Source organism: uncultured Cetobacterium sp., assembly GCF_947039425.1.
Classification (GTDB): domain Bacteria; phylum Fusobacteriota; class Fusobacteriia; order Fusobacteriales; family Fusobacteriaceae; genus Cetobacterium_A.
This window is the reverse complement of record NZ_CAMQYW010000014.1, coordinates 1-19967: the sequence shown is the minus strand read 5'-3', so window position 1 is coordinate 19967 and position 19967 is coordinate 1. Positions and strand designations below refer to the sequence as shown.

Genomic DNA, 19967 nt, shown 5'->3' with positions numbered 1-19967 from the left:
GGTGGAGATGTTCATATACTAACAGGTAAATCATTAGTAAATGATACAATAAAATATGTTGCGGATATTTATAAAGATTTTGGATTTGATGAAAAACCTTCAGGTCTTGAATATAATCAAACTATGTTAGACATAAAAAAAAGATGTATAGAAAATAATGTACAATTGGTTGATACTCCAACTATGCACTTGGGAACAGATGGATCTAGAGAGTTATATACAAAGTTAGTTGATTATTTACTAGAGGCAGGAGTAGAATTTGTTACAGAAAAATCAGCTGATTCATTGATAATAGAAAATGGTGAAATTAAAGGTATAAATGTTTTAAACAAACAAAATGAGATGGAAACATATTTTGGAAAAAACATAATAATTGGTCTTGGAAGAAGTGGGGCTAAAAAGTTGATGGAAATGTGTGAAGAATCTGGAGTATCTTATGAAACAGGAGCAGTTGATTTAGGAGTAAGAGTAGAAATTCCAGATATTGTTATGAAAGATATTAATGAGAATTTCTATGAAGCTAAAATGATCTATCATACAACAAAATATAGAGATAAAATGAGAACTTTCTGCTCAAATCCAAGTGGATTTATTGCAGCTGAAAAACATAGTGATGATGTTGTATTAGCAAATGGACATGCTTATAAAGATAAGAAGTCTCAAAATACAAATTTAGCATTGCTATGTACAAAAACATTTACAGAACCATTTAAACAACCATTTGAATACGCAACAGCAATAGCTAAAATGTCATCAATGTTAACTGATGGGAAAATTTTAGTCCAATCTTATGGAGACTTAAAAGTTGGAAGAAGATCAACTGATCAAACAATAGCAAGATTAAATATTATTCCGACAACAGAGGATTATGTAGCTGGAGATATATCTCTTGCTTGTCCAAAAAGAATACTTGATAATATTATTGAATTTATAGAAGTTCATGATAAAATAACACCAGGATTTGCATCAAGTGATTTATTGTTATACTTCCCTGAAATTAAATTTAGAAGCACAAGAATAACAATAGATGCAAATATGGAAACAAATATAAAGGGACTATATGCAGCTGGGGATAGCTCAGGATACGGAAGTGGATTAAATATTGCTGCAGTGATGGGCATACTAGCAGTTAGACATATAGTATCTAAATAAAAGCGGAGGATTTTAATATGGGATTTTTTAATAGACTTTTTGGGAGAAAAAAAGAGGAAAAAAAGGAAGAACTAGAAAAAGAGCATATAAAATTAGAAGAAGAAATTTTAGATGAAGAGCTAGAAAATATTAAAGAATTAGAAAAAAATAAAAAAGAAGAAGATATAAAAGAGGAAGAAATAGCAGGAAAAGTTGTTTTAGAAAATGAAAAATTTCAAGAAGAGTTAATCTCTGAAGAGAAATCTCTTTATGCAGAGAAACCAAAGGTTGAAAAAAAAGGTTTCCTTTCATCATTGAAAGAAAAACTTTTTAGATCAAGAGAGGGTCTTTTTGGTTCTTTAAAAAATTTATTTTCAGAAAAATCAATTGTTGATGGTGAGATGTACGAAGAGTTAGAAGACATCTTGGTACAATCTGATATTGGAATTGAAATGACTTTAAAAATTGTTAAAGATTTAAAAGTTGAAGTGAAAAATAGAGGAGTAAAAAAACCTGAAGATGTTTATCCTGTTTTAAAAGATGTACTTGCAAATTATTTAATAGTAGAAAATACTCAATTGGATGTAAGTAAAGAAAAAATGAATGTTATTTTAGTTGTAGGAGTTAATGGAGTTGGAAAAACAACAACAATTGGAAAAATAGCGTCAAAATATGTAAAAGAGGGTAAAAAAGTTGTAATAGGAGCAGCAGATACATTTAGAGCAGCAGCAGTAGAACAACTTGAAGAATGGGCAAATAGAGCAGGTGCTGAGTTGATAAAGCATCCAGAGGGGTCAGATCCTGGAGCAGTTGTTTTTGATACTTTAAAAGCTGGAGATGAAAAAAATGCTGATATAGTAATAATTGATACAGCTGGAAGACTTCATAATAAAAATAATTTAATGAAAGAGTTGGAAAAATTAAATAATATAATTAAGAAGAAATTAAATAACGATGATTATGAATCTATTTTAGTAATAGATGGAACAACAGGACAAAATGGACTTATCCAAGCAAGAGTATTTAATGAGGTTACAAAATTAACAGGATTTATTGTAACTAAATTAGATGGAACAGCTAAAGGTGGAATACTGTTTAGTATATCTGATGAACTTAAAAAACCTATAAAATATATAGGTGTTGGTGAAGGAATAGATGATTTAAGAGAGTTTAATGGAAAAGAGTATATTAATGCAATTTTTGATTAAATAGTTAAAAAAAACGAAATATTGTTGTAAAAGTATATAAAATTTGTTAATATATATTTGAAAAATAATAGTCAAATAAAGTATGGGTTAATTACTATTTAGGCATTATGTATAAATTTTTAAGGAGGCTTAATGTGAGCATAATCGTTCAAATTAAAGAAAAAGCAAGAACTTTAGGGAACAAAATAGTACTTCCTGAAGCTACTGATGAGAGAGTTATCAGAGCAGCAGCAGGAATCGTAGAGGAAAAAGTAGCAGTTCCAGTTTTAATAGGAAATGTTGATGAAATAACAAAAGCAGCAGCAGGATACGGAGTATCTTTAGAAGGTGTTGAGATTGTAGATCCAAAAACATCTGAAAAATTAGCTTCATATGTTGAAAAGCTTTGTGAATTAAGAGCTAAAAAAGGAATGACACCTGAGCAAGCAGAAAAAACATTAACAACTGATGTTAACTTCTTTGGTGCTATGATGGTAAAAATGGGAGACGTTTCTGGAATGGTTTCAGGATCAGATTCACCAACAGCTAATGTATTAAGAGCTGGATTACAAGTAGTAGGAACAAAACCTGGATTAAAAACAGTTTCATCTGTAATGATGTTAGAATTAAAATATAATGTAGATACTTATGGAGAAATTTTAGTAGTTGGAGACTGTGCAGTTATTCCTGAGCCAACATCTGAGCAATTAGCAGATATAGCTACAGAAGCAGCAGCAACAGCAGCATCAGTAGCTGGATTAGATCCAAGAGTAGCATTATTAACATTCTCAACAAAAGGATCTGCTAAGCATGATTCAGTTGATGTTGTTAAGAGAGCTGGAGAAATTTTAAGAGAAAGAAATGCTGAATTCAAATTTGATGAAGAGTTACAAGCTGACGCTGCATTAGTAGCATCTGTTGGAGCTAAAAAAGCACCTACATCAGGAGTAGCTGGAAAAGCTAACGTATTAATATTCCCTAACTTAGCAGCAGGAAATATTGGATATAAATTAGTTCAAAGATTAGCAAATGCTGAAGCATATGGTCCTTTAATTCAAGGATTAGCAGCTCCAATAAACGATTTATCTAGAGGATGTTCAGTAAAAGATATTATTGATTTAACAGCAATAACATCAGCACAAGCTGGAAAGTAATTTTCAGTTAACATAAAATAAAAAATAAGGTGGTAGAATTTAATGAAAGTTTTAGTTATTAACTGTGGTAGTTCATCTCTAAAGTATCAACTAATCAATCCTGAATCAGGAGAGGTTTTTGCAATTGGTCTTTGTGAAAGAATAGGAATCGAAGGATCAAAAATGGATTATGAAGCTCCAGCAAATGATTTCGAAATCGAAATTAAAGAGGCTATGCCAACTCATAAAGAAGCTTTAAATTTAGTAATTAAAGCAATAACAAGTCCAGAATATGGAGTAATTAAATCAGTAGAAGAAGTAGACGCTATTGGACACAGAGTTGTTCATGGAGGAGAAGATTTTGCTGGTTCTGTATTAATTACAGATGCAGTTATGGATGCTTTAGAAACTTGTTCAGAGTTAGCTCCATTACATAACCCTGCAAATATAATTGGAATCAAAACTATGGAAGAATTAATGCCAGGAAAGCCAAATGTAGGAGTATTTGATACAGCATTCCATCAAACAATGCCTAAAGAAGCTTACATGTATGCATTACCATACGAAGATTACACAGAATTAAAAGTTAGAAAATATGGATTCCACGGAACATCTCATAAATTTGTTTCAGGAGTAGCTCAAGAGTTATTAGGAAATCCAGAAACTTCAAAAATAATCGTTTGTCATTTAGGAAACGGTGGATCAATATCTGCTGTTAAAGATGGTAAATGTATTGATACAACAATGGGATTAACTCCATTACAAGGAATAATGATGGGAACTAGATGTGGAGATATTGATCCTGCAGCAGTTTTATTCATTAAAAATAAAAGAGGATTAACAGATAAAGAGATGGATTCTAGAATGAACAAAGAATCTGGAATTCAAGGAATATTTGGAGAATCTTCAGATTGTAGAGATATGGAAATTGCAGCAGCAGCTGGAAATGAAAGAGCTCTATTAGCAGCAAATATGTTCTCTTACAAAATCAGAGGATATGTAGGTAACTACGCAGCTCAAATGGGTGGAGTAGATGCTATATGTTTCACTGGAGGAATTGGAGAAAATTCTGGTAAAGTTAGAGGAGAAGTTTTACATGGTTTAGAGTTCATGGGTGTAGATTTAGATGCTGAAATTAACTCTAAAAGAATTAAAGGAAATGTAGAGTTATCTACAGCAACTTCAAAAGTAAAAGTATTCAAAATACCTACAAATGAAGAATTAGTAATAGCTAGAGATACATTTGCAATAGTTAAAAACATGAAGTAATTTTTTACTAAATGTTCAAATATAAGTAGTGTTTTTAAAAGTATATATGGGTTGAATTAGTTTTAGATGTAATTTTATTAAAAAATGTAGTTGATTAACATTGGTTGCTCTCAATTTAAGAGAGTAACCTTAAAATGTTAATTTAATAAAAGGGAGGACAATTCAAATGGCTAAAAAAATGCAAACAATGGATGGAAACCAAGCAGCAGCATATGCGTCATACGCGTTTACTGAGGTAGCAGGGATTTATCCAATAACTCCATCATCGCCAATGGCTGAGTACACTGACGAGTGGGCATCAAGAGGAATGAAAAATATGTTTGGTGTTCCTGTAAAAGTTGTAGAAATGCAATCAGAAGCAGGAGCAGCAGGAACAGTTCACGGATCACTACAAGCAGGAGCATTAACTACTACTTATACTGCATCTCAAGGATTATTATTAAAAGTACCTAATATGTACAAAATCGCAGGAGAACTTTTACCTGGAGTAATTCATGTATCAGCAAGATCATTAGCAGCTCAAGCATTATCAATTTTTGGAGATCACCAAGACGTATATGCAGCTAGACAAAGTGGATTTGCAATGTTATTCGAAAGTTCAGTTCAAGAAGTTATGGATCTTTCAGGAGTAGCTCATTTAACAGCTATAAAAACAAGAGTGCCTTTCATGAATATATTTGATGGATTCAGAACTTCACATGAAATTCAAAAAGTTGAAGTAATGGATTATGATGTATTTAAGAATTTAGTTGATATGGATGCTATAAAAGCGTTTAGAGAAAGAGCTTTAAATCCTGAGCACCCAGTAACTAAAGGAACAGCACAAAATGATGATATATACTTCCAAACAAGAGAAGTACAAAATAAATTCTATGAAGCAGTACCAGCAGTAGTTGCTCATTATATGGAAGAAATTTCAAAAGCAACAGGAAGAGAATATAAGCCATTTAACTATTATGGAGCACCAGATGCAGAAAATATAGTTATAGCTATGGGATCTGTCTGCGAAACTTTATTAGAAACAGTTGATCACTTAGTTGCAAAAGGTGAAAAAGTTGGATTAATTAATGTTCACTTATATAGACCATTCTCAGCTGAGTATTTCTTCAATGTATTCCCTAAAACAGTTAAGAAAATTGCTGTATTAGATAGAACAAAAGAACCTGGATCATTAGGAGAACCATTATACATGGATATCAGAGGATTATTCTATGGAATGGAAAATGCTCCAATAGTTGTAGGTGGAAGATATGGACTATCTTCAAAAGATACAACTCCAGCTCAAATGAAAGCTGTATTTGATAACTTAAGAGAAGAAAATCCAAAAAATGGATTTGTTGTAGGTATCGTTGATGATGTTACTAACAATTCATTAGAAGTAGGTCCAACAATTGAAACTGGAGCTGAAGGGGTTAGAGAATGTTTATTCTTTGGTCTTGGAGCAGATGGTACAGTTGGAGCTAACAAAAACTCAATAAAAATAATTGGAGATAAAACAGATTTATATGCACAAGGGTATTTTGCATATGACTCTAAAAAATCTGGTGGATCAACTAGATCTCACTTAAGATTTGGAAAAAATCCAATAAGATCTACATATTTAGTATCAAGTGCTAACTTTATAGCTTGTTCAGTACCAGCTTATTTAGGACAATTTGATATGGTAAGTAAATTAAAAGAAAATGGAACATTCTTATTAAACTGTGTATGGGACAAAGAGGAAGCAATTGCTCATTTACCAAATTCAGTTAAAAAAGAATTAGCAGAGAAAAATGCTAAGTTCTATATCATTCATGCTAATAGATTAGCAGCAGAAATTGGATTAGGAGGAAGAACTAATACAATAATGCAATCAGCATTCTTCAAATTAGCTAATGTTATTCCTTTTGAAGATGCACAAGATTACATGAAAAAATATGCTGAAAAATCATATTCTAAAAAAGGTGACGCAATTGTAAAAATGAACTATGAGGCTATTGATAAAGGTGCCGATGAATTAGTTCAAGTAACTGTTGATCCAGCATGGGCTAACTTAGAAGTTGAAGCACCAGTTGTTGCAGAAGCTAAAGAAGCTTGTTCATGTTCAGGATGTGACTGTGGATCTAACAAATTAGAGAAATTTGTTGAGAAAATTGCAGCTCCAATTAATCACTTAAAAGGAGATGCTTTACCAGTTTCTACATTCTTAGGATATGAAGATGGAACATTTGAAAATGGAACTACAGCTTTTGAAAAAAGAGGAGTAGCAGTTAATGTTCCTCATTGGAAAGTAGAGAACTGTATTCAATGTAACCAGTGTTCATATGTTTGTCCACATGCTGTTATAAGACCATTCTTAATGACAGAAGAGGAAAAAGTAGGAGCTCCAAATGAATTAGCAACTAAAAAACCAATTGGAAAAGGATTAGAAGGATTAGAGTACAAAATCCAGGTTTCTCCTTTAGATTGTACTGGTTGTGGACTATGTGCAAATGTATGTCCAGCTAAAGAAAAAGCTTTAGTAATGGTACCAATTGGAGACGAAGTTGATAATGGTGAGCAAGAAAATGCTGATTACTTATTCAATAAAGTAACTTACAAAGATGAGTTTATGCCAAAAACATCAGTAAAAGGTTCTCAATTTGCACAACCATTATTTGAGTTCCACGGAGCTTGTGGTGGATGTGGAGAAACTCCATACATTAAAGCAATAACTCAATTATTCGGAGATAGAATGATGATAGCAAACGCAACTGGATGTTCATCAATCTATGGAGGATCAGCTCCTTCAACTCCATACACAACTAATAGTTGTGGAGAAGGACCATCATGGGCTAACTCATTATTTGAAGATAATGCTGAGTTTGGTTACGGAATGGCAGTAGCTGTTGAAGCTATGAGAGATAGAATCCAAACTATCATGGAAGCAAATATGGAAAATGTAAAACCTGAAATTGCAGCTATGTTTACTGAATGGATGGAAAATAGAACTAACGGAGCTAAAACTAAAGAAGTTAGAAATAAATTAGTTCCAGCTTTAGAAGCTTGTGGATGTGAAATAGCTAAAGAACTTCTTGAGTTAAAACAGTACTTAGTTAAAAAATCACAATGGATCTTCGGTGGAGACGGATGGGCTTATGACATTGGTTATGGAGGATTAGATCATGTATTAGCATCATCTGATGACGTTAACGTTTTAGTTATGGATACTGAGATATACTCTAACACTGGAGGACAAGCATCGAAATCTACAAGAACTGGTGCAGTTGCTAAATTTGCTGCAGCAGGAAAAGCTAACAAAAAGAAAGACCTTGCAGCAATTGCTATGTCTTATGGACATATCTATGTAGCACAAGTATCTATGGGAGCTAATCAAGCTCAATACTTGAAAGCTATAGCTGAAGCTGAAGCTTATCAAGGTCCATCATTAATCATTGCTTATGCTCCTTGTATAAGTCATGGTATTAAAAGAGGAATGGGTAATAGCCAATTAGAAATGAAATTAGCTACTGAATGTGGATACTGGCCAATATTTAGATATAATCCAGCACTTGAAGCAGAAGGTAAAAACCCACTTCAAATAGATTCTAAAGAGCCTGCTTGGGATAAATATAATGATTATTTAATGGGAGAAGTTAGATATGCAACATTAACTAAATCTCATCCAGCAGAAGCACAAGATTTATTCGATAGAAATAAATCTCAAGCTCAAAGAAGATGGAGACAATATCAAAGACTTGCAGCATTAGACTTCGCTTGTGAAGCTAAGTAATTCTTTGAAATAATTAGGATAAGGTAGAGATACCTTATCCTTTTTTTATATAAAAACTTTTTTGTAAAAAAATAGATAATTTGGTATAATTAAAAGTAGAAATAATTTAAAAAAGAAAGGGTGACAGGATGAGAATATCTGTAGCTATGATTACTTTTAATGAAGAAAAAGTGCTTAGAAATACTTTAAATTCAATTAAAGGATTAGTTGACGAGATAGTTATTGTAGATAGTGGTTCAACAGATGGAACAGAGAAAATAGCGAGGGAATTTGGAGCAAGATTTTTTGTAGAAACGTGGAAAGGTTATGGTCCGCAAAGAAATTCAGCAATAGAAAAGTGTCAAAGTGAATGGATTTTAAATATAGATGCAGATGAAGAAGTATCTGAAAAGTTAAAAGAAGAGTTGAAAAAGATTATAAATGAAGAAAAAGAAAAAAAAGTTTTTAAAATAAATAGAGTTTCAATATGCTTTGGGAAAAAATTAAAATATGGTGGTTGGGGAAGTTCTTATGCAATAAGACTTTTTAGAAAGAATAGTGGAAGATTTAACGATAACAATGTGCATGAAGAGTTTAAAACAGATGAAAAAATATATAAATTAAAAGAAAATATATACCATCATACGTATTTAACAATGGAAGATTATTTTATAAGATTTAATAGATATACAACAGAGGGAGCAAAAGAGTATTATAAGAGTGGGAAGAAAGTTTCACTATTGGATATAACATTAAATCCATTATATAAGTTTATAAAGATGTATATTGTTAGGTTGGGATTTTTAGATGGAATTCCTGGTTTTGTAATTGCTTCAACAAGTGCGATGTATTCAATGATAAAATATTTTAAATTAAGGGAGATGTATAAGAATGGATCATACATTGAAAAGAATAATAATCGCAAGAACTGATAAAATAGGAGATCTAATATTATCAATCCCTAGTTTTTTTATGGTTAGAAAAATGTATCCAAGTGCAGAAATAACACTTCTCGTAAGAAAGTATAATTATGATATAGTAAAAAATTTGAAATATATAGATAGAATAATTCAGATAGATGATTATAGACAAAAGGAACTTTTAGAGAAGATAGAGTATTTTCATGCAGATATATTTATAGCATTATATGTAGATAGTTTTGTAATGAAATTATCTAAAGCAAGTAAGGCTAAAATAAAGATAGGACCTCTTTCTAAAATAAAGTCATTTTTTACTTTTAATAAAGGCGTGTTGCAAAAAAGATCAAAATCAATAAAGCACGAAGCTGAATATAATTTAGATTTAGTAAAAAAATTAGATAAGGAAAGATACGAGGAAACATATCAATTAAATACCGAAATAATACTAGATGATGCCAATGAAAAAGCGGCAGAAAAATTCTTTAAAGATAATAGTATAACTGGGAAAATTTTAGTTATAAATCCTTTTATGGGAGGATCTGCAAAAAATATAACAGATGAACAATATGCGCAAATTATTAAAAAAGTTTTAGAAAAAGATAATACTATAACTGTTATAATAACAGCTCATATATCAGATGAAGATAGAGGGCAAGAATTGCTAAAAATGGTAGAGAATAAAAATGTTTATCTTTATGCAAATGGAGGAGAACTTTTAAATATTGGAGCTGTAATTAATAAAGGAACAGTTTATTTTGGAGGATCAACAGGTCCAACTCACATAGCAGGTTCTTTACAAAAAAAGATAGTGGCAATATATCCTAAGAAATTAACTCAAAGTATAAAAAGATGGGGAGTATATGGAAATAATAAAGTGTCATATATTATTCCAGATATGAATACAAAAGAAAATTATAAAGATAAGAATTTTCAAACATATGATGATGAGATTGAAAATCAAATAGTAAATGAAATAATGAAAAAAATGGAGGCGTAGCATGAAAATATTAATAATACATACAGCTTTTATTGGAGATATAGTTTTATCTACGCCTATTTTAAAAAGAATAAAAGAAAAATATCCAGACAGTAAAATAACTTTTGTAACTACACCAGTAGGAGCTAGCATATTGAGAAATAATCCAGATATAAATGAGATTATTGAATATGATAAAAGAGGAGTACATAAAGGAATTAAAGGGTTAATATCTTTAGGAAGAAGATTAAGATATGAAAACTTTAATATGGTTTTAACTCTTCATAGATATTTAAGAAGTTCTGTATTATCTTGGTTAACTAGATCTCCTAAAAGATTGGGATATGATATAGCTAGTGGAGCATTTTTGTTTACTAAAAAGATAAAGTACGATAAAGATAAACATGAGGTAGAAAAGATACTTTCTTTTCTAGGAAGTGAAAAAATAGAAAATCCTCAAAAAGATTATCCAATAGAACTGTATCCAGGTAAAAAAGATATTGAAAAGATTGATAAATTATGGAATGAAAATAATTTAGAAAAAAATAAAGTTATAGTAATAGCTCCTGGAAGTAAATGGTTTACTAAAAAATGGCCATTAGATTATTTTAATGAAGTTATAAAAGAAAATAATAAAGAAAATAGAAAGGTAATTATTGTAGGTGGGAAAGATGAGCTTACATTAAATATAGAAAAAGTAAAAAATTTAATAGATTTAAGAGGGAAAACAACTCTTTTAGAATTAGCAGAAATTATTAAAAGAAGTGACATAGTTTTAACTAATGATTCTTCTCCAATTCATATAGCTTCTGCTTGGAAAAAGCCACATATTATAGCGATATTTGGACCTACAGTAAAAGCTTTTGGATTTTTTCCATGGGGATTAAATAGTGAAGTAGTAGAAATGAAAGAATTAGAATGTAGACCTTGTGCTATTCATGGTGGAGATAAATGTCCAAAAGGACATTTTAAGTGTATGGTTGATATAAAACCAAAAACTATAATAGATAAAATTAATAAAAAATTAGGAGAATAAAATGAAAAAAATTTATTTCTCTAATGATAAAAGTGAAGAGATATATGAACTATTTTTAAAGAAAAAATATAAAGTTTTAAAAACTTTAAAAAATGATAATAGAAGCAAAGTACTTTTAATTGAAATTTTAAATAGAAAGTTAGTTTTAAAAATACCAATAGAAAAAAATACTAAAAAATGGCAAAGATTTATATCTATTTTTAGAGGTAGTGAAAGTAGAAGAGAGTATTTTAATTGTTTGAAAATTTATGAGAGTGGATTTTTAGGTTTAACTCCAGTATTATTTTATGAAAAAAAAGAGTGTTTAATGGTAAAAGATTCATTTTTAATAACAGAGTATTTGGAAGGTAAAATAGGAAGTATTGAAAACCTAGAAGAGATAAGTAAAGAGTTGAATAAAATCCATAATTCTGGATTTTTACATGGAGATTCTCAACTTCCTAATTTTATTATAAAAAATGAGAATGTTTATATAATTGATGCTAAATTTCAAAGAAATATTTATGGATCTATTGGTGCTAGCTATGAATTTATTTATTTAGAAGAAAGTTGTCATAAAAATATAGATATTTATAGCAAAACAACAACAAGTTATAAAATAGCGAAATTTCTAAATAGTTATCTTCATTGGTTTGGAAGAATGAAAAAAAAATTAAGAGGAAAGGAATAGTAAAGTGAGAATTTTAATAATTAGATTAAGTTCCATAGGTGATGTAATATTAACTACACCAGTCCTTAAAAGTTTAAAAGAAAAATATCCTAATATAATTATAGATTTTTTAGTAATGAAAAATTTTAAAGATGCAATTGAAGGGTGTCCTTATATTGATAACTTAATTATTTTTGATAAAAGTAAAGGTGATGGGTTAAAAGAGCTAGTATCTTTTGGAAAAGAATTAAAAAAGAATAAATATGACTATATTTTTGATTTACATTCTAAAATTAGATCTAAAATAATAAGTAAAACAATAGGTGGAAAGATATATACTTATAAAAAAAGAGGATTGTTAAAAACTATTTTAGTTAAGTCAAGAATTATTAAATATAGAGTAGATAATACAATTGTAAAAAATTATTTTAACGCATTTGAAGTGTTAGGAGTAAAATATAAAAAAGAAGATTTAACTTTTTCTTATACTAATGAAGATTTACAAAAGGTTGTAAACCTAAGTGTGGATATTGAAAATGTTCCAATAATAGCTCCAGGAGCGTCAAAGGAAACTAAAAAATGGACTCAAGAGGGTTTTGCTCAATTGGTAAAACTTTTATATGAAAAATATAATAAAAAGCCATTAATAATTGGATCTAAATCAGAATATGAAATGTGCGATAGGATTAGAATGATGAGTGGAGATTTAGGGGTTAATTTGGCAGGAAAACTAACATTGAAAGAAAGTGGAGCATTGTTATCAAAAGCTAGATTTTTAGTAACAAATGATTCAGGGCCCTTTCATATTGGAAGGGGAGTAAAATGTCCAACATTTGTTATTTTTGGACCAACTAGTCCTGAGATGTTTGAATATGATAATGAAAACATTTTAGTATATTTAGGAGAGGAGTGTTCTCCATGTAGTTTACATGGAGATAAAGATTGTCCAAAAAAACATTTTAATTGTATGAAAAAATTAAATGCTAAAAAAATTATGAAAATAATAGAGGAAACAGGGAGGTAAAAAATGGCTAAAAAAGTAGTAGATGCATCTGCAGATAGATCAAAAGCTTTAGAAACAGCATTAAAACAGATAAGAAAAGATTTCGGTGATGGTTCAATAATGAAACTTGGTGAAAATACAGGAATGAATATAGAGGTAATTTCAACAGGAAGTTTAAATTTAGATTTAGCTTTAGGAATAAATGGAGTTCCAAGAGGTAGAGTTATAGAAGTATATGGTGCTGAAAGTTCTGGTAAAACAACGATAGCACTTCATATAATAGCTGAAGCTCAAAAAGTGGGCGGAGTAGCTGCATTTATAGATGCTGAACATGCACTTGATCCTGTTTATTCAAAAGCATTAGGTGTAGATGTTGATGAATTATTAATATCACAACCTGATTTTGGAGAACAAGCTTTAGAAATAGCAGATATGCTTGTTAGATCAGGGGCAATAGATATTATTGTTATAGATTCTGTTGCAGCATTAGTACCAAAAGCAGAAATTGATGGAGAGATGTCAGATCAACAAATGGGACTTCAAGCTAGATTAATGTCAAAAGCTTTAAGAAAATTAACAGGTTCTCTTAATAAGTCAAAAACGACAATGGTTTTCATAAATCAAGTTAGGGATAAAATTGGAGGCTTTAGTTTTGGTCCTCAGACAACAACAACAGGTGGAAAAGCTCTAAAATTCTATTCAACAATTAGAATGGAAGTAAAAAGAATAGGAAGTGTAAAACAGGGCGACGATATGATAGGTAATGAAACTTTAGTTAAAGTGACTAAAAATAAAGTAGCTCCACCTTTTAAAGAGGCAAAATTCCAAATTATGTATGGAAAAGGAATATCGAGAGTTGGAGAGATTTTAGATATGGCTCTTGATAATGATATAGTTTCAAAATCTGGAGCTTGGTTTAGTTTTGGAGATATTAGACTTGGTCAAGGAAAAGAAAATGTAAAAGCTAGACTTGAAACGGAAGAGGAATTATTAAAAAGTATAGAAGAACAAGTAATGCAGTTGTTAAGTAAAAAATCAATAGTATTATCAACTTCAGAAGGAGAAGATGAAGAGATTGAAATTGAAGAGGGGTTTGAAGAATAAATTTATTTTTGAAAATGGTTTAGAAGTAGGACTTAGCAATGAAATAATAAGTAAATATAGTTTAAAACAGAGAGAGGAGCTATCTCATGAAGAATACTTAAAAGTATTAGAGCTAGCTGCTCTCTCTACTTCATATTACTATTTAGCTAAAAGAGATTATAGTGAAAAAGAGATATATATGAAATTAATAAGAAAATATAGAGAAAAAACATCTATAAGTAAAGTAATTAGAGAGTTAAAAGAAAAAGAGTACTTAGATGATTTTTTATTTGCCACTAATTATATACAAAATCAAAATATAGGAAGAAAAAAAATCGAATTTAATTTAAAACTAAAAGGAATATCAGAGGATATAATTTCAAAAGTATTTTCTGAATATGATAATAGTGAGGAATTAGAGTCGTTAAAGAAAAAATGGTTAAAATTAAAAGGAATAGATATAAATAAAAAAATAATGAGTCTTATGAGAAAGGGGTATTCTTATTCAGACATTAAAAAAGTAAAAACATTATGTGAGGAGGAAGAATGATAACTTTATTAAAAGTAGCAATTTCAGCATTAACTTCATTTCTTTATATGAATATTTTTAAATTATCAAAAATAAGAAAAATGCCTGAAAGAGAAAGAGTATTTAAATCAAGAAGATTATTGAAAAAACTTTCAAAAAGGATGTTGAAATCTGCACAAATAACTTTAGAAGTTGTTTATATAGATAAAATGGCAATAGATCAACTAAATTTAGATGATGGAATTGTTTTTGTTTCTAATCATCAAAGCAATATAGATATACCTGTAATAGTTGTAGGGTTAAATATGCCTGTTGGATTTGTAGCTAAAAAAGAGATGGAATCTTGGCCTTTTTATTCAACTTGGATGAAGCTAAGTAATTGTATTTTTTTAGATAGATCAAATCCAAGAGAAGGGATAAAAAGTATAAAAAAAGCAGTGGATATAGTTAAAGATGGTTATCCAACTGTAATTTTTCCTGAAGGAGAGAGAAGCACAGATGGAAAAGTTAAGAAATTTAAAAAAGGAAGTTTTAAGTTAGCTTTAGATGCAGATGGAATTATAATTCCTTTAACAGTAGACGGAACATTTTCTGTTCAAAAGAGAGGAGAAAAAAAAATAAATTCTAAAAAAAAGGTAAAATTGACTGTAGGAAAACCGTTAAAATTGAAAGAAATGGATAAAAACTTAAAAAATACTTTAAATGACTATGTTCAGAAAACGATAGAAAGTGAAATGTGAAAAAAACAGTCAAATAATGACCACCTAAATGGTATAAATTAAGCCCAAGAAAACACGTAAAAGTTTGACACTATTTATTTTTTATGTTATAATTCTTTTGAAAATGAAGTTGAACTTAACAGTTTAACTAAAAACAATACTTTGGATATATATAATTTATAATCCACGCAGGAGGAGAAAGATGGAAAACTTACAATCTTACTGGTCAGATTTCAAAGGTAACTTATGGCAAAGAGAAATCAACGTTAGAGACTTTATTCAAAACAACTACACACCTTACACAGGTGATGATAAATTTTTAACAGAGGCAACAGATAATACTAAAGCAGTTTGGAATACTTTAACAGAAATGTTTAAAGTGGAAATTGAAAAAGGTGTTTATGGTGCTGAAACTAGAACTCCACAATCAATCACAACTTACGGACCTGGATACATCTCAAAAGAGCATGAATCAATCGTAGGATTACAAACAGACGTAGCTTTAAAAAGAGGAATCTATCCAAAAGGTGGATTAAGAATGGTTCAGAATGCTCTTGAGGCTTACGGATATGAAATAGATCCAATAACTAAAGAGATATTCTCAAAATATAGAAAAACTCATAATGAAGGAGTATTCTCAGCTTATACTGAAGATATGAGAGCAGTAAGAAAATCAGGAATCGTAACAGGTTTACCAGATGCTTACGGAAGAGGAAGAATAATAGGAGACTACAGAAGAGTAGCTCTTTATGGAGTAGATAGATTATTAGAAGAGAAGCAGTTTGAATTAAAGAAAGCTGAAGCTCCAGAATTAACTGAAACAATAATCAGAAAAAGAGAAGAAATTTCTGAGCAAATTTCTGCTTTAAAAGCATTTGTTAAAATGTGTGCTTCATACGGATTTGACGTAACAAAGCCAGCAACAAACGCAAAAGAAGCTGTACAATGGGTATACTTTGCATATCTTGCTGCAACTAAAGACCAAGATGGAGCTGCAATGTCAGTTGGTAGAACTGCTACATTCTTAGATGTATTCATCGAAAGAGACTTAGCTAAAGGATTAATTTCTGAATCTGAAGCTCAAGAATTAGTAGATCAATTCATCATTAAATTAAGAATAATAAGATTCTTAAGAACACCTGAATATAATGATTTGTTCTCAGGAGATCCTACTTGGGTAACTGAAGCTTTAGGAGGAGAAGGGGTAGATGGAAGAACTTTAGTAACTAGAACTTGTTTCAGATACTTAAATACTCTTTACAATCTAGGACCAGCTCCAGAGCCAAACTTAACTGTATTATGGTCAGAAAAATCACCAGCTAACTGGAAGAATTTCTGTGCTAAAGTATCTATCGATACATCAGCAATCCAATACGAAAATGATGACTTAATGAGACCAGACTTAGGTGACGATTATGGAATCGCATGTTGTGTATCTCCAATGAAAATTGGAAAACAAATGCAATTCTTCGGAGCTAGAGTAAACTTACCAAAAGCATTACTTTATGCTATAAATGGTGGAAGAGATGAAAAATCAGGAGCACAAGTTGGACCTAGATTTGAAGGAATTACATCTGAGTATCTTGACTTTGATGAAGTTATGGAAAAATATGATGCAATGTTAAAATGGTTAGCAGGAGTATACATTAATGCTCTTAAAGTTATCCACTACATGCATGATAAGTATTCATATGAGTCTTTCGCAATGTCTTTACATGATGTAGAAGTTTTAAGAACTCAAGCATCTGGAATTGCTGGATTATCAATTGTTGCTGACTCATTAGCAGCTATTAGAGATACAAAAGTAAAAGTAATTAGAGACGAAAGAGGAATTGCTGTTGATTTCGAAAGAGAAGGAGAATATGTACCTTTCGGAAACAATGATGATAACACTGACGGATTAGCTATATTAATTCTTGAGAAATTCATGAACTACATCAGAACTCATGAAACTTATAGAAATTCAAGAGCTACACAATCAATCTTAACTATAACTTCAAATGTTGTTTATGGTAAGAAAACAGGAACTACTCCATGTGGAAGAAGAGCTGGAACTCCATTCTCACCAGGAGCTAATCCAATGAACGGAAGAGATACAAGAGGAGCAGTAGCAGCATTAGCTTCAGTAGCTAAGTTACCATTCCACCATGCAGAAGATGGAATCTCTTACACATTCGCAATAACTCCAGGAGCTTTAGGAAAAGCTACTGAAGAAAGAGTTGAAAACTTAGTAGGATTAATGGATGGATACTTTACAGCAGATGGTGGACAACACTTAAACGTAAATGTATTTGACAGAGCGTTATTAGAAGATGCTATGGCAAATCCTGAAAAATATCCACAGTTAACAATCAGAGTATCTGGATATGCAGTTAACTTTGTAAGATTAACTAAAGAGCAACAATTAGACGTTATTTCAAGAACAATTAACGGAAATATGTAATAAAAGGATGGCTAAGAAATGGTAAAAGGTTATATACATTCACATGAAAGTTTTGGAACGGTAGACGGACCAGGGATAAGATATGTTGTGTTTACACAAGGTTGTCCTTTAAGATGTAAATACTGTCATAATTGTGATACTTGGAAAAGGGAAGATTCAAAATCTGTGGAGACGCCTGAAGAAACTTTCTTAGAAATCTGTAGATATAAAAATTATATAAAAAAAGGAGGAGTAACGGTCACTGGTGGTGATCCGTTAACTCAACCTGAATATGTAACTGAATTATTGAAATTATGTAAAAAAGAGGGAATACATACAGCTATAGATACTTCTGGATTTTTATTTAATGATAAAACAAAAGAAGCTATAGATTATGCAGATCTAATTTTATTAGATATAAAATCAATTGACCCAGCTCAGTATAAAGAACTAACTGGTGTGGAGTTAGCTCCAACATTAGAGTTTGCTGAATATTTAAAGAAGATTGGAAAGCCAATGTGGGTAAGACACGTTGTAGTTCCAGGAATAACTGATAATGATGAATTATTAGGAAAATTAGCAGATTACTTAGTACATTTTGATAATCTTGAAAAAGTTGAAGTGTTACCTTATCACTCTTTAGGAGAGTATAAGTGGCAAAAGATGGGAATGGATTATCCTTTAAAAGGTGTAGAACAACTTTCAGCAGAAAGATGGGAAAATGCTAAAAATATCTTTAAAAGTAGAGGGTTAACAGTTAGATAATGAGATCCACTAAAATTGTGAAATTTTAGTGGATTTTTTTTATTTAAAAAAAGAAATTAAAGAAATTTTAGAATAATAAGACTAGTAAAAGTTATTAGTCTTATTTTTTTTATTTATTAAAAGGGGGAATATGAAAAAAATTATATATATAATTTTTTTACTTCTATTAATAGGATGTGAAAAAAAAGAAAATAAAATATTTGTGTCTAAGGAGGTAACAACTAATCTTTTTAAAGTGGAAAAAATAATAGAAAAAATATATTCAAATAAAATTAATATAAAATATAAAATTTTAGGAGAAGGAAAAGCCAAGGAAAAGATTTTAATTAATGGAGAGGAATTAATGATTCCAATTTATACAAATTTAACAAAAAATAAGGAAATAAAAATAAATATGGGAGTGATTTATAATTTTAATAATAAAGAAAGTCATGTAGTTATTGATGGTTTACTTGTAAAGTTTAATGAATTTCAAAAAATAATAGAAAAATCAAATGATTGGATTGAAAAAACTAAAAGAGAAAATTTAGGAAAAAATATACTAGAAAAAAAAATATGGGATAATTCAGTAAAAGTTTTATTACCACAAGGAAAAAAAATAGAATTTGATGCTTTTTTTATTTTTGATAATAAAAACAACAAATTAATATTTATAGAAAAAGGAAACGGAAATAAGATGAAAATTAAGTTTTCAGAAAAAGATATAAAAAAAATAAATAAAGGCTTGGAAATGGAAAGATTAGAAAATGTTATTTTAGAAAATATTTTATTTTTAAAAGAAAAATTGATAAAAATAGAAAAAAGTTACAAAAAATTAAATTACATTTTAAAATAAATAAGGAGGATAAATTATGAAGAGAGTAATATTAATATTTTTATTAACAGTAGTTTCAGTTTTTGCAGAAATAAAAACAGAACTTTCATCTTACAAAGTAATAACAGGAGCAGAAGGGAATATAGAAAGAGTAAGTTCAGAACAAGGATTACCTGGGGATATATTGGAATATGTTTTTTATATAAAAAATGATACTTCTGAAGCTATATATAATGTAAATCCGATAATTCCAATTCCAAATGGAACAACTTTAATAGATGACAAAATATTTCCTCAGAATAATTTTAAAGTATCATTAAATGGAAGAGATTTTTTAGAATTTCCAATAATTCAAAATGGATTAGAAGTTCCATTAAGTAATTATAGAGCTGTACTTTGGGAAATATCACAATTAAATACAGGAATAGATATGAATTTAAAATTGCAAGTTAAGATAAATTCTGGAAATTAATGTGGAGGTGACTATTGATGGAAAATAATTTAAAAATAATTGTAAATAAAGTAAAATATTTATTTATAATATTATTGGGAGTAATTTTATTAAATGAGATAGCTTTTGCAGTTGTACCACCAGCGAATA

The 19967-nt window shown here is 29.8% G+C and carries 17 protein-coding genes; all 17 read left to right on the top strand.

What is annotated here, in order from left to right:
* Window positions 1-1152 (top strand): NAD(P)/FAD-dependent oxidoreductase (locus Q0V09_RS02295; protein WP_297486980.1); only part of this gene is annotated, 1152 nt, incomplete at its 5' end.
* Window positions 1153-1169: 17 nt separating this feature from the next.
* The gene (gene ftsY, locus Q0V09_RS02290; protein WP_297404979.1) at window positions 1170-2339 is read left to right on the top strand and encodes a signal recognition particle-docking protein FtsY; all 1170 of its coding nucleotides are present in this window, start codon (window positions 1170-1172) and stop codon (window positions 2337-2339) included.
* Between the two features lie 134 nt (window positions 2340-2473).
* Window positions 2474-3472, top strand: coding sequence for a phosphate acetyltransferase (pta, locus tag Q0V09_RS02285; RefSeq protein WP_297404977.1), 999 nt, complete (start codon window positions 2474-2476; stop codon window positions 3470-3472).
* Between the two features lie 42 nt (window positions 3473-3514).
* The gene (locus tag Q0V09_RS02280; protein ID WP_297404975.1) at window positions 3515-4720 is read left to right on the top strand and encodes an acetate/propionate family kinase; all 1206 of its coding nucleotides are present in this window, start codon (window positions 3515-3517) and stop codon (window positions 4718-4720) included.
* A gap of 166 nt (window positions 4721-4886) precedes the next feature.
* A complete protein-coding gene (nifJ, locus tag Q0V09_RS02275; RefSeq protein ID WP_297486977.1) occupies window positions 4887-8471 on the top strand; it encodes a pyruvate:ferredoxin (flavodoxin) oxidoreductase in 3585 nt (1194 codons plus the stop codon).
* Window positions 8472-8599: 128 nt separating this feature from the next.
* Window positions 8600-9382, top strand: a complete 783-nt coding sequence (locus tag Q0V09_RS02270) for a glycosyltransferase family 2 protein (protein ID WP_297404971.1) — start codon at window positions 8600-8602, stop codon at window positions 9380-9382.
* A complete protein-coding gene (locus tag Q0V09_RS02265; RefSeq protein WP_297404970.1) occupies window positions 9342-10367 on the top strand; it encodes a glycosyltransferase family 9 protein in 1026 nt (341 codons plus the stop codon). The genes Q0V09_RS02270 and Q0V09_RS02265 overlap by 41 nt, the downstream gene beginning before the upstream one ends.
* A 1-nt stretch (window position 10368) precedes the next feature.
* Window positions 10369-11382 carry a lipopolysaccharide heptosyltransferase II gene (waaF, locus tag Q0V09_RS02260; RefSeq protein ID WP_297404968.1) on the top strand — a complete coding sequence of 338 codons (1014 nt, stop codon included), beginning with the start codon at window positions 10369-10371 and terminating at the stop codon, window positions 11380-11382.
* A gap of 1 nt (window position 11383) precedes the next feature.
* Window positions 11384-12052 (top strand): lipopolysaccharide core heptose(II) kinase RfaY, encoded by a 669-nt coding sequence (locus tag Q0V09_RS02255; protein ID WP_297404967.1) that lies wholly within the window; start codon window positions 11384-11386, stop codon window positions 12050-12052.
* A gap of 4 nt (window positions 12053-12056) precedes the next feature.
* Window positions 12057-13055, top strand: a complete 999-nt coding sequence (locus Q0V09_RS02250; protein ID WP_297404966.1) for a glycosyltransferase family 9 protein — start codon at window positions 12057-12059, stop codon at window positions 13053-13055.
* Between the two features lie 3 nt (window positions 13056-13058).
* Entirely contained in the window at window positions 13059-14138 is a 1080-nt protein-coding gene (gene recA, locus Q0V09_RS02245) for a recombinase RecA (RefSeq protein WP_297404964.1), read from the top strand.
* Window positions 14128-14667, top strand: a complete 540-nt coding sequence (locus Q0V09_RS02240) for a RecX family transcriptional regulator (protein WP_297404962.1) — start codon at window positions 14128-14130, stop codon at window positions 14665-14667. The genes recA and Q0V09_RS02240 overlap by 11 nt, the downstream gene beginning before the upstream one ends.
* Window positions 14664-15386 (top strand): 1-acyl-sn-glycerol-3-phosphate acyltransferase, encoded by a 723-nt coding sequence (locus tag Q0V09_RS02235; protein ID WP_297404961.1) that lies wholly within the window; start codon window positions 14664-14666, stop codon window positions 15384-15386. The genes Q0V09_RS02240 and Q0V09_RS02235 overlap by 4 nt, the downstream gene beginning before the upstream one ends.
* 181 nt (window positions 15387-15567) lie before the next feature.
* A complete protein-coding gene (pflB, locus tag Q0V09_RS02230; protein WP_297404960.1) occupies window positions 15568-17808 on the top strand; it encodes a formate C-acetyltransferase in 2241 nt (746 codons plus the stop codon).
* A gap of 18 nt (window positions 17809-17826) precedes the next feature.
* On the top strand, window positions 17827-18552 hold the full coding sequence (pflA, locus tag Q0V09_RS02225; RefSeq protein WP_297486975.1) for a pyruvate formate-lyase-activating protein: 726 nt from the start codon (window positions 17827-17829) through the stop codon (window positions 18550-18552).
* A 130-nt stretch (window positions 18553-18682) separates the two neighbouring features.
* Window positions 18683-19387 (top strand): hypothetical protein, encoded by a 705-nt coding sequence (locus Q0V09_RS02220; protein WP_297486973.1) that lies wholly within the window; start codon window positions 18683-18685, stop codon window positions 19385-19387.
* Window positions 19388-19403: 16 nt separating this feature from the next.
* Entirely contained in the window at window positions 19404-19838 is a 435-nt protein-coding gene (locus tag Q0V09_RS02215; protein ID WP_297486971.1) for a hypothetical protein, read from the top strand.
* Window positions 19839-19967 lie beyond the last annotated feature (129 nt).

Bases quoted from the DNA above. Each gene is read 5' to 3' on its own strand.
- ftsY (WP_297404979.1), top strand. From the start codon at position 1,170: ATGGGATTTTTTAATAGACTTTTTGGGAGAAAAAAAGAGGAAAAAAAG.
- Q0V09_RS02270 (WP_297404971.1), top strand. From the start codon at position 8,600: ATGAGAATATCTGTAGCTATGATTACTTTTAATGAAGAAAAAGTGCTT.
- Q0V09_RS02265 (WP_297404970.1), top strand. From the start codon at position 9,342: ATGGATCATACATTGAAAAGAATAATAATCGCAAGAACTGATAAAATA.
- Q0V09_RS02215 (WP_297486971.1), top strand. From the start codon at position 19,404: ATGAAGAGAGTAATATTAATATTTTTATTAACAGTAGTTTCAGTTTTT.
- recA (WP_297404964.1), top strand. From the start codon at position 13,059: ATGGCTAAAAAAGTAGTAGATGCATCTGCAGATAGATCAAAAGCTTTA.
- pflA (WP_297486975.1), top strand. From the start codon at position 17,827: ATGGTAAAAGGTTATATACATTCACATGAAAGTTTTGGAACGGTAGAC.
- Q0V09_RS02280 (WP_297404975.1), top strand. From the start codon at position 3,515: ATGAAAGTTTTAGTTATTAACTGTGGTAGTTCATCTCTAAAGTATCAA.
- pflB (WP_297404960.1), top strand. From the start codon at position 15,568: ATGGAAAACTTACAATCTTACTGGTCAGATTTCAAAGGTAACTTATGG.
- waaF (WP_297404968.1), top strand. From the start codon at position 10,369: ATGAAAATATTAATAATACATACAGCTTTTATTGGAGATATAGTTTTA.
- Q0V09_RS02235 (WP_297404961.1), top strand. From the start codon at position 14,664: ATGATAACTTTATTAAAAGTAGCAATTTCAGCATTAACTTCATTTCTT.
- nifJ (WP_297486977.1), top strand. From the start codon at position 4,887: ATGGCTAAAAAAATGCAAACAATGGATGGAAACCAAGCAGCAGCATAT.
- Q0V09_RS02255 (WP_297404967.1), top strand. From the start codon at position 11,384: ATGAAAAAAATTTATTTCTCTAATGATAAAAGTGAAGAGATATATGAA.
- Q0V09_RS02220 (WP_297486973.1), top strand. From the start codon at position 18,683: ATGAAAAAAATTATATATATAATTTTTTTACTTCTATTAATAGGATGT.